Raw genomic sequence first — 15,512 nt, 5'->3', positions numbered from 1 at the left:
CGCTCTTACCGGGCCGAAGCGAGTTGAGTGAAGGCAGTGCCGAGCCATTGCTGCACGCCGTGCATGGTCGCTGCGGACGTATCGAGGAATGGTTGCGGGTAAACCCCGACCAGTACCAACAACACGGCCAGGCCGAGCACCATGATCATTTCTCGTCCATCCATGCCCTTGAGCGGCTCGTCGGATTTGGACGGGCCGAAGTAGGCGCGGTGGATCATGATCAGCGAGTAGACCGAGCCAAACACCAGACCGGACGTAGCGATTGCAGTGATCCAAGGCGCGCTGACAAAGCTGCCCAGCAGGATCAGGAACTCACCTACAAAGTTACCGGTACCCGGCAGACCCAGCGAGGCCGCCGCGAAGAACAGGCTGATCGCTGGCAGGTAGGCGATACGCGACCACAAACCACCCATTTCACGCATGTCACGCGTATGCAGACGCTCGTACAACTGACCGCTGAGAATAAACAGCGCAGCAGCAGAAAGGCCGTGAGCAATCATTTGAATCACGACGCCTTGCAGCGCTTGCTGGCTGCCGGAGTAGATCCCGATCAGCACGAAGCCCATGTGCGAGACGCTGGAGAAGGCGATCAGACGTTTAATGTCGGTCTGCGCGAACGCCAGGAAGGCACCGTAGAAAATACCGATCAGGCCCAGAATCATCGCAATAGGCGCGAACTCGGCAGAGGCGTTCGGGAACAGCGGCAGAGCAAAACGCAGCAGACCGTAAGCAGCGGTTTTCAGCAGAATACCGGCAAGGTCAACCGAGCCCGCTGTTGGCGCCTGGGCGTGAGCATCCGGCAGCCACGAGTGGAATGGCACCACTGGCAGCTTCACCGCAAAGGCAATGAAGAAGCCCAGCATCAGGATGTATTCGGTGCCCGGTGCCAGTTGTGTCTTCAACAGTGTGGCGTAATCGAATGTGATCACTCCGGTCTGATTGAAGTTGACCAGTACCAGACCGAGGATCGCCACCAACATGATCAGACCGCTGGCCTGAGTGAAGATGAAGAACTTGGTCGCGGCATAGATTCGTGTCTTCTTGCCGTCCGCCGAGCTGTGACCCCAGAGCGCGATGAGGAAATACATCGGCACCAGCATCATTTCCCAGAAGAAGAAGAACATGAACAGGTCGATGGCCAGGAACACGCCAATCACGCCACCGAGGATCCACATCAGGTTGAGGTGGAAGAAACCAACGTTACGCTGGATCTCTTTCCACGAACACAACACCGACAGCACACCGAGCAGGCCGGTCAGCAGGATCATCAGCAACGACAGACCATCGAGGGCCAGGTGGACGCTGATGCCGAAGCGGGCGATCCACATGTGCTTGAATTCGATAGCCCAGGTTGGGTCGACGCCGGGCGCTGGTGCGTAACTGTAGTTGCCAGTACTCCACAACCAGAGGCCCAGGGCCAGTTCGAGGGACATGGTCAGCAGCGCGATCCAGCGCGGCAGGGTAGGGCCGAAGCGCTCACCTTGCCAGCACAGCAGGCCACCGATAAAGGGGATCAGGATTAGCCAAGGCAGAATCATGACGGGCTCAATTCCTTTCGCAAATTCGCAAGGTTCATGTCAGACCGCAACCACAACGACGGCGCCGAGTACCAGCACGGCACCTACAGCGATCGAAGCGGCATACCAGCGCAGTTGACCGGTTTCGGTACGGGTCATGCTGCCATGACCTGCCTTGACCAGACGTGGGATCAAACCAATGGTGTGGTCCAGCGGGTCGCTACGCAGCAACTGGCAGATAGCCAGATACGGCTTGACGAACAGCTTGTCGTACACCCAATCGAAGCCCCACGCCGCGAACCACCAGGCCGACAGGAAACGACCCGGTGCACTGTTGGCGATGGAGGTGACGAAGCGGCGCTTGCCGAGGAACAACAAGGCAGCCAGCAGGATACCGGCCAGAGCGATAGCACCCGAGGCGATTTCCAGACTGTGCTTGGCATCGCCACCGGCGTGGCCGACGCTTTGCGGAAGCACACCCGCCAGCGGAGGAGTGATCAGCGCGCCGATGAAGGTCGACAGCACGATCAGCACACTCAATGGCAGCCAGTGGGCGATACCGTGACCTGCGTGGGCTTCAGTCTTGGCTTCACCGTGGAAGGTGATGAAGATCAGGCGGAAGGTGTACAGCGAAGTCATGAACGCGCCGACCAGACCTGCGTACAGCAGACCTTGGTTGCCGCTGGCGAACGCTTCCCAGAGGATTTCGTCCTTGGAGTAGAAGCCCGCCGTCAGCAATGGCAAGGCCGCAAGTGCTGCGCCGCCGACAATGAAGCTGGCATAGGCCAGAGGCAGTTTCTTCCACAGGCCGCCCATCTTGAAGATGTTCTGCTCGTGGTGGCAGGCAACAATCACCGCACCGGATGCAAGGAACAGCAGCGCTTTGAAGAAGGCGTGAGTCATCAAGTGGAAAATCGCGCCTTCCCAGGCACCGACGCCCAGTGCGAGGAACATGTAGCCAATCTGGCTCATGGTCGAGTAGGCGAGGATACGTTTGATGTCGGTTTGCACCAGCGCTGCGAAACCTGCCAGAACCAGTGTCACGCCGCCGACGATACCTACCAGATGCAGAATGTCCGGGGCCAGAGCAAACAGGCCGTGAGTACGGGCAATCAGGTAAACACCTGCGGTTACCATGGTTGCGGCGTGGATCAGTGCCGAAACCGGCGTCGGACCCGCCATCGCATCGGCCAGCCAGGTTTGCAGCGGCAGTTGCGCGGATTTACCGACAGCACCACCGAGCAGCAGCAGCGTAGCCAGCACAATCCAGAAGTCACCGACCTTGAAGTGCTCAGGGGCACGCACCAGCAATTCCTGAACATTCAGCGTACCCAGTTGCTGGAACAGGATGAACAGGCCGATGGCCATGAACACGTCGCCGATACGGGTCACGATAAAGGCTTTGAGTGCGGCGTTACCGTTGTTGCGGTTGCTGTAGTAGAAACCGATCAACAGATAGCTGCACAGGCCCACACCTTCCCAACCGAAGTACAGGAACAACAGGTTATCGCCGAGTACCAGGAACAGCATGCTGGCGATAAACAGGTTGGTGTACGCGAAGAAGCGCGAGTAACCCGCTTCGCCACGCATGTACCAGGAAGCGAACAGGTGGATCAGGAAGCCGACGCCAACCACCACGCCCAGCATCGTTACGGACAGGCCGTCCAGATACAGTGCAAAGTTAGGCTCGAAACCGTCCACGGCCATCCAGCGCCACAACACCTGGGTGTAATGACCCCCTTCAGGCGGTGCAACGTTGAATTGCCAGATGACCCAGGCGGTGACAATGGCCGACAGGCCGATAGAGCCAACGCCGATCAGTGCCGCGAGATTTTCCGAGATACGTCCACGAGAGAACGACAGCAGCAGAAAACCGATCAGGGGAAATACGAAAGTCAGAAAGAGTAGGTTCATCCGCGCATCTCACTGGCAGCGTCGATATCGAGCGTGTGGAAGCGGCGATACAGCTGCATCAGGATCGCCAGGCCAATACTGGCCTCGGCAGCAGCCAGGGTGATCACCAGAATGAACATGACCTGTCCATCCGGCTGAGCCCAGCGGCTACCGGCAACGACGAACGCCAGAGCCGATGCGTTCATCATGATCTCCAGGCTCATCAACACAAAAAGAATGTTACGGCGCACCATCAGACCTACGAGGCCGAGAACGAACAGGACTCCGGCAACTGCCAGGCCGTGCTCCAGAGGGATAGCATTCATTGGCTTGGCTCCTTCGCTTCGTTGCGGCCCAGATGGAATGCCGTCACTGCTGCTGCCAGCAGAAGCATCGAGGCCAGCTCGACGACCAGCAGGTAAGGCCCGAACAGGCTGATGCCGACTGCCTTGGCGTCGACGGTGGTGTGGCCGATAGCGGCGCCTGTCTGGTTGGCGAACAGCACATACAGCAGTTCAGCCAACAGCAGTGCACCGAGAATCACCGGGCCGACCCAGATACCGGGTTTCAGCCAGGTGCGTTCCTGCTGAACCGAGGCAGGGCCAAGGTTGAGCATCATCACCACGAAAACGAACAGGACCATGATCGCGCCAGCGTAAGCGATAACTTCCAGTACTCCGGCGAATGGAGCGCCAAGGCTAAAGAACGTCATCGCCACAGCGATCAGCGAAATGATCAGGTAGAGCAGGGCGTGCACCGGGTTCGTGTTGGTGATCACCCGCAGGGTGGACACTACAGCGATGCCGGATGCGAAATAGAAAGCGAATTCCATCTTTACTTCCTTAAGGCAGCAAGCTCTTGACGTTGATCGGCTCGGCTTCGTTCTGTGCAGAGCCCTTGGGCTTGCCAGCGACGGCCATACCAGCGACGCGATAGAAGTTGTAGTCAGGGTTCTTGCCGGGGCCGGAGATCAACAGATCTTCTTTCTCGTAAACCAGGTCCTGACGCTTGAACTCGGCCATTTCGAAATCCGGTGTCAGCTGGATCGCGGTGGTCGGGCAGGCTTCTTCGCACAGGCCGCAGAAAATGCAACGCGAGAAGTTGATGCGGAAGAACTCTGGATACCAGCGGCCGTCATCGGTTTCGGCTTTCTGCAGCGAGATGCAGCCGACCGGGCAGGCCACGGCGCACAGGTTGCAGGCTACGCAGCGTTCTTCACCATCAGGGTCGCGGGTCAGCACGATACGACCGCGATAGCGCGGCGGCAGGTACACCGCTTCTTCCGGATATTGCAGGGTGTCGCGTTTGCGGAAGCCGTGACCGAATACCATCACCAGGCTTCGCAACTGGGTACCAGTACCCTTAACGATGTCGCCAATATATTTGAACATGGGTCAAATCCTCACTGAACCGAGCCGGCTGGTGTGTTCAACAGCACAACCGCAGCAGTCACCAGCAAATTGATCAGGGTCAGCGGCAGACAGAATTTCCAGCTGAAATCCATGACCTGGTCATAGCGTGGGCGCGGGATGGATGCACGCAGCAGGATGAACAGCATGATGAAGAATGCAGTCTTGATGGCGAACCAGAAGAACGACAGCGAAGGCAGGATATCGAACGGACCGTGCCAGCCACCGAAGAACAGCGTCACCAGCAGCGCCGAGATCAGAATGATGCCGATGTATTCGCCAACGAAGAACATGCCCCACTTCATGCCTGCATATTCAATGTGGTAACCGTCAGCCAATTCCTGCTCCGCTTCCGGCTGGTCGAACGGGTGACGGTGAGTCACGGCGACGCCAGCAATGAAGAAGGTACAGAAGCCGAAGAACTGCGGAATGATGAACCACAGGTTCTGCGCCTGGTATTCAACGATGTCGCGCATGTTGAACGAGCCAACCTGAACCACGATGCCCATCAACGCCAGGCCCATGAACACTTCGTAGGACACGGTTTGTGCCGACGCACGCAGCGCACCGAGCAGGGCGAACTTGTTGTTGCTCGACCAACCGGCGAACAACACCGCGTACACCGAAAGACCGGCCATGGCGAAGAAGAACAGCAGACCGATGTTCAGATCCGCCACGCCCCAGCTTGGGGTGATCGGGATAATCGAGAACGCGATCAGCAAGGCGCTCATGGCAACTACTGGCGCCAGGGTGAAGATCACCTTGTCGGCAAACGGCGGGGTCCAGTCTTCTTTGAAGAACATTTTCAGCATGTCGGCAGCAATCTGGAACATGCCGAACGGGCCAACGCGGTTCGGACCGTAGCGGTCTTGCCACCAGCCCAGCAGACGACGTTCCACAAAGCTCAGCAGTGCGCCGCAGACCACAACGGCCAGCAGCACAACGATTGCCTTGACGACAGCAATGATCGCGTCGATCACATCAGGGGTGAACCAACTCATTGCGCTGCCTCCTGCAGACCGTCAACGGACTTGCCGAAAATCGCGGGCGGGATACCGGCCAGACCGGCAGGCAACGCCACCAGACCTGCGCCCAGTTCTTCGTTGATGCGCAACGGCAGACGCAAGGTCTGACCCGCGACGTTCAAGGAGAGCAGTGCGCCTTCGTTGACACCCAGGCGATCGGCTTCCGATTTGGCCAGGGCAACATAAGGAGCTGGAATGCGTTCTTGAACCGGACCGGCTTTCGAAGAATTCTCTTCGCTGCCGAACAGGTGATAGAACGGCACTACTTGCCAGGTCCCTTGAGCCGGGGAGAAGGCGCGAGGTGCGCTGGTAAACCAGCTCAGGTTATCGCCCTGGGTTTCGATTAGACGGGTACCTGGATCACCGGCACGCAAGTGACCGCCGACTTCGTCCTGGAACTTGTTCCACGCTTGTGGCGAGTTCCAGCCCGGAGACCAGGCGAAAGGCACTTGTTGGCGTGGTTCAACCGAGCCCGAGTAACCTTCCATGGAGAAGGCGAACGCGGTGTCGTTGTCCTGAGAGGTACGCGGTTCATGCACGCTGATGTTGGCGCGCATTGCCGTACGGCCGCTGTAACGCAGTGGTTCGCGAGCCAGCTTCAAGCCTTTGATACGGAACGCAGCCGATGGCGCGGCGTTGACGATGGCTGCCAGTTGCGGGTTGCTTGCAGCGCAGGCAGCCGTCACGTGGTCGAGCAATGTCCAGTCCACCGGCTTGTTCAGCAGGGTCGCGCGCAGGGCGTGCAGCCAGCGCCAGCCTTCGTGAACCAGGATGCTTGCATCCAGATAAGTCGGGTCGAACACCTGGAAGAAGCGCTGAGCACGGCCTTCCTGACTGACCAGAGTACCGTCGCCTTCAGCAAAGCTCGCAGCAGGCAGCACCAAGTGAGCACGGTCACCGGTCGGGGTTTTCTGATGATCAGCCACGATCACGACTTTCGCCGCGCTCAGGGCTGCATCGACCTTGGCGGCGTCAGTGCGGGTGTATAGATCGTTTTCCAGCACCACAATGGCGTCGGCCTTGCCATCGATCACCGCTTGCAGCGCAGCATCGACAGACTCGCCACCCAGCAGGGCCAGGCCCAGGCTGTTGGCTTCCGGCACGATCAGACTGATGGAGCCTTCTTTTTCGCGCAGCTTCAGGGCTTTCGCAATGTTGGCGGCGGCTTCTATCAGCGCTTTGGAACCCAGCGAAGTACCGGCGATGATCAGTGGACGCTTGGCAGCCAGCAGGGCATCGGCAATACGTTGTGCCAATTCCAGCGCCTCAGTCTCAAGGCCTTCAACGGCTGGCGCACTGGCGTCCAGCGCGTGGGCGACCGCGAAGCCGATACGCGCCAGGTCGTCTGGAGCGGCATGCACGCATTCTTCGGCAACGTCATCGAGCTTGGTCTCGGCCAGGCTGGCGATGAACAGCGGGTTCAGCTCGTGCTGACCGATGTTCTTCACTGCCGCGTCGAGCCATGGCTGGACTTTCATGGCTGCGGCCATGTCTTCGGCCTTGCCTTTCACCGCTTGACGCAGGCCCAAAGCCAGACGTGCAGCGGTCTGGGTCAGGTCTTCACCTAGTACGAAAATGGCGTCGTGATCTTCGATGTCACGCAGGGTCGGGATTGGCAGCGGGCTGTTTTTCAACACTTGGGCTACCAGACGGATGCGCTCCAGCTCGGAGGCTTCGATACCCGAATAGAAGTGCTCAGCGCCGACCAGCTCGCGCAACGCGTAGTTGCTTTCCAGGCTGGCGCGTGGCGAACCGATACCGACGATGTTGCGACCGCGCAGCAGATCCGCAGCATTATCCAGCGCCTGATCCAGGCTCAGTTTGCTGCCATCAGCCAGATGCGGCTGACGTGGACGGTCTTCGCGGTTGGTGTAGCCATAACCGAAGCGGCCACGGTCGCACAGGAAATACTGGTTCACCGAACCGTTGTAGCGGTTCTCGATGCGACGGATTTCACCGTAACGCTCGCCCGGGCTGATGTTGCAACCGCTGGAGCAGCCATGGCAGATGCTCGGCGAGAATTGCATGTCCCACTTACGGTTGTAGCGCTCGGAGTGAGTCTTGTCGGTGAACACACCGGTCGGGCAGACCTCGGTGAGGTTGCCGGAGAACTCGCTTTCCAGAACGCCGTCTTCAACGCGACCGAAGTACACGTTGTCGTGGGCGCCGAAAACACCGAGGTCGGTGCCGCCTGCGTAATCTTTATAGAAACGCACGCAACGGTAGCAGGCGATGCAGCGGTTCATCTCGTGAGCGATGAACGGGCCGAGTTCCTGATTCTGGTGAGTCCGTTTGGTGAAGCGATAACGGCGCTCGTTGTGGCCGGTCATCACCGTCATGTCTTGCAGGTGGCAGTGACCGCCTTCCTCACAGACCGGGCAGTCGTGGGGGTGGTTGGTCATCAACCATTCGACGACACTGGCCCGGAAGGCCTTGGATTCTTCATCTTCGATGGAAATCCAAGTGTTATCGGTGGCTGGAGTCATGCAGGACATGACGATACGACCACGGGTGTCGTTCTCGTCCGTGTACTGCTTGACCGCACATTGGCGACAGGCGCCAACGCTGCCGAGGGCGGGGTGCCAGCAGAAATACGGGATGTCGAGGCCTAGCGACAGACATGCCTGTAACAGGTTGTCTGCCCCATCGACTTCGAGCGCTTTGCCGTCTACGTGGATAGTGGCCATGGTTCAAAGGTCTTCGTTGGCCCGGTGTCAGCGGGCGTGGCTAATGGAATCTTGTTATTCGCGCGACTCTAAACAGCCTTCAGGGCGTCATCACGCGATGGGCCGGAGGCATTCCCCCGGCCTTGCAAACGGTTACGCGCCGACGATGATCGGTCTTGCCAGAGGCGGGACGGCTGCGCTGGTGGGCGCGATACCGGCCTCGAACTCCGGGCGGAAATATTTGATCGCACTGCCCAACGGCTCCACGGCACCCGGTGCGTGAGCACAGAAGGTCTTGCCCGGGCCAAGGAAGCCAACGAGTCCCAGCAGGGTTTCGATATCACCCGCCTGGCCGACGCCTTTTTCCAGGGCGCGCAGAATCTTCACGCTCCAGGGCAAACCGTCACGGCAGGGGGTACAGAAACCGCAGGATTCCTGAGCGAAGAACTCTTCCATGTTGCGCAGCAGCGAGACCATGTTGACCTTGTCGTCAACGGCCATGGCCAGCCCGGTACCCATCCGCGTACCGACCTTAGCGATGCCGCCGGCATACATTTGCGCTTCGAGGTGTTCCGGCAACAGGAAGCCGGTACCGGCGCCGCCTGGCTGCCAGCACTTGAGCTTGTAGCCGTCGCGCATGCCGCCTGCGTAGTCTTCGAACAACTCACGGGCCTGCACGCCGAAGGGCAGTTCCCACAGGCCAGGGTTTTTCACCTTGCCAGAGAAACCCATCAGCTTGGTGCCGTGGTCTTCGCTGCCTTCGCGGGCGATGGATTTGTACCAGTCATTACCATTACCAACGATGGCTGGCACGTTGCACAGGGTTTCGACGTTGTTTACGCACGTCGGCTTGCCCCATACGCCTACAGCGGCAGGGAAGGGCGGTTTAGAACGCGGGTTGGCGCGACGGCCTTCCAGGGAGTTGATCAGTGCGGTTTCTTCACCGCAGATGTAACGCCCTGCGCCGGTGTGTACGAACAGTTCGAAATCAAAGCCGGTACCCAGAATGTTCTTGCCCAGCAGACCGGCTGCCTTGGCTTCGGCCACCGCACGGTTAAGGTGCTTGGCCGCCGTGACATACTCGCCGCGCAGGAAGATGTAACCGCGGTAAGCTTTCAGTGCACGAGCACTGATCAGCATGCCTTCCACCAACAGGTGTGGCAGCTGCTCCATCAGCATCCGGTCTTTCCAGGTATTGGGTTCCATTTCATCCGCGTTGCACAGCAGGTAGCGGATGTTCATGGATTCGTCTTTGGGCATCAGGCCCCACTTCACGCCCGTGGGGAAGCCTGCACCGCCGCGGCCTTTAAGGCCGGAATCTTTCACGGACTGGACGATGTCGTCAGGCGATTGCTGGGTGAGCGCCTTGCGCGCCGCCGCATAACCGTCTTTGGCCTGATACTCGTCAAGCCATACCGGCTCGCCGTCATCGCGCAGACGCCAGGTCAGCGGATGGGTTTCAGCCGTGCGCGCAATGCGGTTGGCAGGGCCGAAGGAAGTGATGGTCATGGGTAACCCTCCAGCATCTTGGCCACAGTGCCGGGTTGCACGTCGCCAAAGGTGTCATCGTCGACCATCACGGCCGGGGCTTTGTCGCAGTTGCCCAGGCAGCAGACCGGCAGCAGGGTGAAACGCCCGTCGGCCGTGGTCTGGCCAGGAGCGATGCCCAGCGAATTCTGGATCTCTTCGACAACCGATTCGTGACCGGCGATGAAGCAGACCATGCTGTTGCAGACGCGAATGATGTGACGGCCTACCGGCTGACGGAAGATCTGGCTATAGAACGTCGCCACACCTTCAACATCGCTGGCAGGAATGCCGATCAGTTCGCCGATGGCGTAGATGGCGCCGTCCGGCACCCAGCCGCGTTCTTTCTGAACGATCTTCAGGGCTTCGATGGACGCCGCGCGCGGGTCCTCGTAGTGATGCAGCTCGTGCTCGATGGCCGAGCGCTCTGTTTCGCTCAGGGCGAAACGGTCTGTCTGGATAAGCGTGCTGTTCATGCTCATGCTTAGCGGTCCACGTCGGCCATAACGAAATCGATACTACCCAGGTACGCGATCAAGTCCGCGACCATGCTGCCTTTGATCACCGAAGGGATCTGTTGCAGGTGCGGGAAGCTTGGGGTGCGGATCCGGGTACGGTAGCTCATGGTGCCGCCGTCGCTCGTCAGGTAATAACTGTTGATGCCCTTGGTCGCTTCAATCATCTGGAAGGATTCGTTGGCCGGCATGACCGGGCCCCACGAAACTTGCAGGAAGTGCGTGATCAAGGTCTCGATGTGCTGCAGCGTGCGCTCTTTCGGAGGCGGCGTGGTTAGTGGGTGATCCGCCTTGTACGGGCCTTCCGGCATGTTGCGCATGCACTGGTCGATGATCTTGATGCTCTGGCGCATCTCTTCGACGCGAACCATGCAGCGGTCGTAGGCATCGCCGTTGGCTGCCAGCGGAACTTCAAATTCGAAGTTCTCGTAACCGGAGTAAGGACGCGCTTTACGCAGGTCGAAATCGCAACCGGTGGAACGCAGACCTGCACCGGTGACACCCCATTCCAGGGCTTCCTTGGTGTTGTAGGCAGCGACACCGATGGTCCGACCTTTCAGGATGCTGTTTTGCAGCGCCGCTTTGGTGTACTCGTCAAGACGCTTCGGCAACCAGTCAACGAAGTCCTTGACCAGTTTTTCCCAACCGCGTGGCAGGTCGTGGGCAACGCCACCGATGCGATACCAGGCCGGGTGCAGACGGAAACCGGTGATGGCTTCGATCACGGTGTAAGCGCGCTGACGGTCGGTGAAGGTGAAGAACACCGGGGTCATGGCGCCGACGTCCTGGATGTAAGTACCCAGGAACAGCAGGTGGCTGGTGATCCGGAAGAACTCGGCCATCATGATGCGGATGGTGTCGACCTTCTCCGGCACCTTGATGCCCGCCAGCTTCTCGACCGAGAGCACGTACGGAAGGTTGTTCATCACGCCACCCAGATAATCAATCCGGTCGGTGTACGGAATGAAGCTGTGCCACGACTGACGTTCGGCCATCTTCTCGGCACCACGGTGGTGGTAGCCAATATCCGGAACGCAATCGACGATCTCTTCACCGTCCAGTTGCAGAATGATGCGGAACGCACCGTGGGCCGAAGGGTGGTTGGGACCCAGGTTGAGGAACATGTAGTCTTCGTTGGTCCCGGAGCGCTTCATGCCCCAGTCTTCCGGATTAAAGCGCGCGGCTTCTTCTTCCAGTTGCTGCTTGGCCAGGGTCAGGCTGAATGGATCGAACTCGGTAGCGCGCGCCGGGAAGTCCTTGCGCAGCGGGTGACCTTCCCAGGTCGGCGGCATCATGATGCGGCTCAGGTGCGGGTGACCGCGGAAGTCGATACCGAACATGTCCCAGACTTCACGCTCGTACCAGTTGGCGTTGGGCCAGATGCTGGTCACGGACGGCAGGCTGAGGTCACTTTCGGACAGCGCTACCTTGATCATGACGTCGCTGTTACGTTCAATCGACAGCAAGTGGTAGAACACGCTGAAGTCAGCACCTGGCAAGCCGTGGCGCTTGGTGCGCAGACGCTCGTCCACACCATGCAGGTCGTACAGCATGACGTAAGGTTTAGGCAGCTGACGCAGGAAGGTCAGCACCTCGATCAGGCGCGCACGCTCGACCCAAAGCACCGGCATGCCAGTGCGGGTCGATTGGGCGGTGAACGCCTCGGCGCCAAAACGGTTGTTCAATTCTACGACGACGTCTTGGTCGTCTGCCTTGTAAGGCGGGATGTACAGAGCACTGCCTGTAGTCATGGTTTTTTATCGCTTTCGGTCAACGTAAAGAATGAAGCCAGCTATTCGTTCTTTAAAGAGAACAGTTCTGGATCAGACTTCGTCGGGGCTGCGCAGATTGGTGACTGCAATTCGCTGTTCGCGGCGCTGTTCCTTTTGCGACGGCATTTCGGCGCGATACACGCCTTGATCGCCGACGACCCAGGAAAGAGGGCGACGCTCCTGGCCGATGGATTCCTGCAACAGCATCAAGCCTTGCAGAAACGCTTCGGGGCGGGGCGGGCAGCCGGGCACATAGACATCCACAGGAAGGAACTTGTCCACGCCCTGAACCACGGAATAAATGTCGTACATACCACCGGAGTTGGCGCACGAACCCATGGAGATAACCCATTTAGGTTCGAGCATTTGCTCGTAGAGACGCTGAATGATCGGCGCCATCTTGATGAAGCAAGTACCGGCAATAACCATGAAATCCGCCTGGCGCGGCGATGCCCGGATAACCTCGGCGCCGAAGCGCGCGATGTCGTGGGGCGCCGTGAAGGCGGTTGTCATTTCCACATAGCAGCACGACAAGCCGAAGTTGTATGGCCACAGGGAGTTTTTACGTCCCCAGTTGACCGCACCACTCAGCACGTCTTCCAGCTTGCCCATGTAGATGTTTTTGTGGACTTGATCTTCTAGCGGGTCGGAAACAGTTTCCCGTTTGCCGATTGGATACTCTTCATTAGGAGCATCCGGGTCGATCCTGGTGAGATTGTATTGCATCGCCAAAGCCTCATTGTTTTAGCTTCGCTTGCCGATTACGGCGACCTTCAGGAGCCCAATCCAGCGCTCCAACCCGCCATAGGTAGACAAGACCTGCCAACAGAATTGCTATGAAAACGAGTGCTTCGACGAATCCGGTCCAGCCGCTTTCACGGACGGACACAGACCAGGCAAAGAGATATAGGGCTTCAATGTCGAAGATCACGAAGAGCATCGCGACCAGATAGAATTTTGCCGAAAGGCGAAGGCGGGCACTGCCGGTAGGCAGCATGCCGGATTCAAACGGTTCGTTTTTGCTGCGGCCCCAGGCTTTGCTGCCCAGAAGGCTGGAAACACCGAGCATGAAGGCGCACAGGCCGACTACACCCAAAAGGAAAATGGCGAAGCCCCAGTTGTGGGCAATCAAACCTGTCGATTCGGACATGCTGGCATTCCTTGACAGAGATCAATGGTCTCTGAGCTTGAAAATAGTATATGCAGCGACGATATGTCGCAGCGAAATCAATTTCGGTGATTTTATGTGCAAAAACAGGGCAAGTAAATTTTCTATATCAAATTAATTTGTGCAATTAATCACTTACGGGCCTGGGGTGAGGGCTTGGAGCAGGCGGGGCGGGGGTTGGCGGGGTTTAAGTTAATTGTGTTTCGTTCTAAAAAGTTACGGAAGAAGGACTGTTTTCTAAATGATAATAAGTATCATTTGTTGTTGAGGGTAGTTAGTTGGGGTGTTTTGCGATTTACCTATAGATTTCCGTTAATACCTAAGTCATAGGCGTTCTGCTGTGACTCCATGAGTGTGGGTCTTGCTGTGACCAGAATGACGCCATCGCGAGCAAGCTCACTCCTACAGTTGTAATGCCAGTAACTGTAGGAGTGAGCTTGCTCGCGATGGCAATTTGTCAGGCGAAACAGGCCGCCCAATGCCGGCGGCCTGATGAGGTCGGCGCGGATCTTAATGAAACTGCTCTTCCTCAGTAGATCCCGTCAGCGCCGTTACCGAAGACACGCCACCTTGAATCACGGTCGTCACGTCGTCGAAGTAGCCGGTGCCCACTTCCTGCTGGTGCGCCACAAAGGTGTACCCCTTGGCGGCATCGGCGAATTCCTGCTCCTGCAGCTTCACATACGCAGTCATGTCGTTGCGGGCGTAGTCGTGCGCCAGGTTGAACATGCTGTGCCACATGTTATGGATACCGGCCAGGGTAATGAACTGATGCTTGTAACCTATGGCCGACAGCTCGCGCTGGAATTTGGCGATGGTCGCGTCGTCCAGATTCTTCTTCCAGTTGAAGGACGGTGAGCAATTGTACGAGAGCAACTGATCCGGGTATTCCTTCTTGATTGCCTCGGCAAAACGGCGAGCTTCGTCCAGATCGGGTTTGGCGGTTTCGCACCAGATCAGGTCGGCATAAGGCGCGTAGGCCAGGCCGCGAGCAATGGCTTGATCAAGCCCGGCACGGACCTTGTAGAAACCTTCGTGCGTGCGGGTGCCGGTTACGAACGGTTTGTCATATGGATCGCAGTCAGATGTCAGCAGGTCAGCAGCGTTGGCGTCGGTACGCGCCAGAATGATCGTCGGTACACCGGCAACGTCTGCCGCCAGGCGAGCGGCCACCAGTTTTTGTACGGCTTCCTGGGTGGGCACCAGGACCTTGCCGCCCATGTGACCGCATTTTTTGACCGATGCCAGTTGATCCTCGAAGTGAACGCCAGCGGCGCCTGCTTCGATCATGCTTTTCATCAGTTCGTAGGCGTTGAGTACACCGCCAAAACCGGCCTCGGCGTCCGCTACGATGGGCGCGAAGTAATCGATGTAGCCTTCGTCGCCCGGGCCTTTCCCGGCTTTCCACTGAATCTGGTCGGCACGGCGGAACGAGTTATTGATGCGCTTGACCACGGTCGGCACAGAGTCCACCGGGTACAGCGACTGGTCGGGGTACATCGACTCGGCCGAGTTATTGTCGGCGGCCACCTGCCAGCCAGACAGATAAATCGCCTGAATACCGGCTTTGACCTGTTGCACTGCCTGTCCGCCGGTGAGGGCGCCCATGCAGTTGACGAAGTCTTTGTCAGGACGGAAGGAAGGCTTGGCACCTTGAGTGACCAGATTCCAGAGCTTTTCCGCGCCATTCCTGGCGAACGTGTGTTCAGGTTGAACCGAGCCACGCAGGCGGACGACATCAGCGGCGGAATACGTACGGGTCACATTTTTCCAGCGCGGATTTTCAGCCCAGTCTTTCTCGAGCGCTGCTATTTGTTGTTCGCGTGTCAGTGCCATGAGCGAAACCCCTTTCACATAGGTTTTGTTGGAATGTCCTGCTCCGCCAAAACGCCCCGGATATCGAAGGCACATGGATGGCTGCTCGCTGATCAGATGTCTGGTTATGAGCCTGATTTGCGCGGTGGCGGTGAAAGGAGGTCGTTCGAGGCGGGAAGAGCGAGTTCAAGGCGTAGCTGTGGCG

13 protein-coding genes are annotated in these 15,512 nt (G+C 58.3%); all 13 read right to left on the bottom strand.

The window, feature by feature from the left end; translation table 11 throughout:
* Positions 1 to 5: 5 nt before the first annotated feature.
* A complete protein-coding gene (gene nuoM / locus ABRP31_RS18095; protein WP_349973629.1) occupies positions 6 to 1,538 on the bottom strand; it encodes an NADH-quinone oxidoreductase subunit M in 1,533 nt (510 codons plus the stop codon).
* Positions 1,539 to 1,577: 39 nt separating this feature from the next.
* Entirely contained in the window at positions 1,578 to 3,431 is a 1,854-nt protein-coding gene (gene nuoL, locus ABRP31_RS18090) for an NADH-quinone oxidoreductase subunit L (RefSeq protein WP_087265266.1), read from the bottom strand.
* A complete protein-coding gene (gene nuoK, locus ABRP31_RS18085; RefSeq protein WP_087265265.1) occupies positions 3,428 to 3,736 on the bottom strand; it encodes an NADH-quinone oxidoreductase subunit NuoK in 309 nt (102 codons plus the stop codon). The genes nuoL and nuoK overlap by 4 nt, the downstream gene beginning before the upstream one ends.
* Positions 3,733 to 4,242, bottom strand: coding sequence for an NADH-quinone oxidoreductase subunit J (gene nuoJ / locus ABRP31_RS18080; protein ID WP_087265264.1), 510 nt, complete (start codon positions 4,240 to 4,242; stop codon positions 3,733 to 3,735). The genes nuoK and nuoJ overlap by 4 nt, the downstream gene beginning before the upstream one ends.
* Before the next feature lie 10 nt (positions 4,243 to 4,252).
* Positions 4,253 to 4,801, bottom strand: coding sequence for an NADH-quinone oxidoreductase subunit NuoI (gene nuoI, locus ABRP31_RS18075; RefSeq protein ID WP_017123831.1), 549 nt, complete (start codon positions 4,799 to 4,801; stop codon positions 4,253 to 4,255).
* An 11-nt stretch (positions 4,802 to 4,812) separates the two neighbouring features.
* Entirely contained in the window at positions 4,813 to 5,820 is a 1,008-nt protein-coding gene (nuoH, locus tag ABRP31_RS18070) for an NADH-quinone oxidoreductase subunit NuoH (RefSeq protein ID WP_095097525.1), read from the bottom strand.
* The gene (gene nuoG, locus ABRP31_RS18065) at positions 5,817 to 8,531 is read right to left on the bottom strand and encodes an NADH-quinone oxidoreductase subunit NuoG (RefSeq protein WP_349973632.1); all 2,715 of its coding nucleotides are present in this window, start codon (positions 8,529 to 8,531) and stop codon (positions 5,817 to 5,819) included. Before nuoG ends, nuoH begins: the two co-directional genes overlap by 4 nt.
* Before the next feature lie 132 nt (positions 8,532 to 8,663).
* Positions 8,664 to 10,019: an NADH-quinone oxidoreductase subunit NuoF gene (nuoF, locus tag ABRP31_RS18060; protein WP_122709149.1), complete on the bottom strand. Its 1,356-nt coding sequence runs from the start codon at positions 10,017 to 10,019 to the stop codon at positions 8,664 to 8,666.
* Positions 10,016 to 10,513: an NADH-quinone oxidoreductase subunit NuoE gene (gene nuoE / locus ABRP31_RS18055; protein ID WP_027899395.1), complete on the bottom strand. Its 498-nt coding sequence runs from the start codon at positions 10,511 to 10,513 to the stop codon at positions 10,016 to 10,018. Before nuoE ends, nuoF begins: the two co-directional genes overlap by 4 nt.
* An 8-nt stretch (positions 10,514 to 10,521) precedes the next feature.
* A complete protein-coding gene (gene nuoC / locus ABRP31_RS18050; protein WP_087265297.1) occupies positions 10,522 to 12,303 on the bottom strand; it encodes an NADH-quinone oxidoreductase subunit C/D in 1,782 nt (593 codons plus the stop codon).
* A 72-nt stretch (positions 12,304 to 12,375) separates the two neighbouring features.
* Entirely contained in the window at positions 12,376 to 13,050 is a 675-nt protein-coding gene (locus ABRP31_RS18045; protein WP_087265260.1) for an NADH-quinone oxidoreductase subunit B family protein, read from the bottom strand.
* A 10-nt stretch (positions 13,051 to 13,060) separates the two neighbouring features.
* Complete coding sequence (locus ABRP31_RS18040) at positions 13,061 to 13,474, bottom strand: NADH-quinone oxidoreductase subunit A (protein WP_027899398.1); 414 nt, start codon at positions 13,472 to 13,474, stop codon at positions 13,061 to 13,063.
* A 528-nt stretch (positions 13,475 to 14,002) separates the two neighbouring features.
* The gene (gene aceA / locus ABRP31_RS18035) at positions 14,003 to 15,328 is read right to left on the bottom strand and encodes an isocitrate lyase (RefSeq protein ID WP_349973635.1); all 1,326 of its coding nucleotides are present in this window, start codon (positions 15,326 to 15,328) and stop codon (positions 14,003 to 14,005) included.
* Positions 15,329 to 15,512 lie beyond the last annotated feature (184 nt).

Source organism: Pseudomonas caspiana, from assembly GCF_040224095.2.
Classification (GTDB): Bacteria; Pseudomonadota; Gammaproteobacteria; order Pseudomonadales; family Pseudomonadaceae; genus Aquipseudomonas; species Aquipseudomonas caspiana.
The sequence above is the reverse complement of the archived record's forward strand: the minus strand, read 5'-3'. Positions and strand labels throughout refer to the sequence as shown.

What these genes read in the sequence shown, in the direction of transcription:
- ABRP31_RS18040 (WP_027899398.1), bottom strand. Translation starts at nt 13,474, where the DNA reads ATGTCCGAATCGACAGGTTTGATTGCCCACAACTGGGGCTTCGCCATT.
- nuoG (WP_349973632.1), bottom strand. Translation starts at nt 8,531, where the DNA reads ATGGCCACTATCCACGTAGACGGCAAAGCGCTCGAAGTCGATGGGGCA.
- nuoK (WP_087265265.1), bottom strand. Translation starts at nt 3,736, where the DNA reads ATGAATGCTATCCCTCTGGAGCACGGCCTGGCAGTTGCCGGAGTCCTG.
- nuoE (WP_027899395.1), bottom strand. Translation starts at nt 10,513, where the DNA reads ATGAACAGCACGCTTATCCAGACAGACCGTTTCGCCCTGAGCGAAACA.
- ABRP31_RS18045 (WP_087265260.1), bottom strand. Translation starts at nt 13,050, where the DNA reads ATGCAATACAATCTCACCAGGATCGACCCGGATGCTCCTAATGAAGAG.
- nuoJ (WP_087265264.1), bottom strand. Translation starts at nt 4,242, where the DNA reads ATGGAATTCGCTTTCTATTTCGCATCCGGCATCGCTGTAGTGTCCACC.
- aceA (WP_349973635.1), bottom strand. Translation starts at nt 15,328, where the DNA reads ATGGCACTGACACGCGAACAACAAATAGCAGCGCTCGAGAAAGACTGG.
- nuoF (WP_122709149.1), bottom strand. Translation starts at nt 10,019, where the DNA reads ATGACCATCACTTCCTTCGGCCCTGCCAACCGCATTGCGCGCACGGCT.
- nuoH (WP_095097525.1), bottom strand. Translation starts at nt 5,820, where the DNA reads ATGAGTTGGTTCACCCCTGATGTGATCGACGCGATCATTGCTGTCGTC.
- nuoI (WP_017123831.1), bottom strand. Translation starts at nt 4,801, where the DNA reads ATGTTCAAATATATTGGCGACATCGTTAAGGGTACTGGTACCCAGTTG.
- nuoM (WP_349973629.1), bottom strand. Translation starts at nt 1,538, where the DNA reads ATGATTCTGCCTTGGCTAATCCTGATCCCCTTTATCGGTGGCCTGCTG.
- nuoC (WP_087265297.1), bottom strand. Translation starts at nt 12,303, where the DNA reads ATGACTACAGGCAGTGCTCTGTACATCCCGCCTTACAAGGCAGACGAC.
- nuoL (WP_087265266.1), bottom strand. Translation starts at nt 3,431, where the DNA reads ATGAACCTACTCTTTCTGACTTTCGTATTTCCCCTGATCGGTTTTCTG.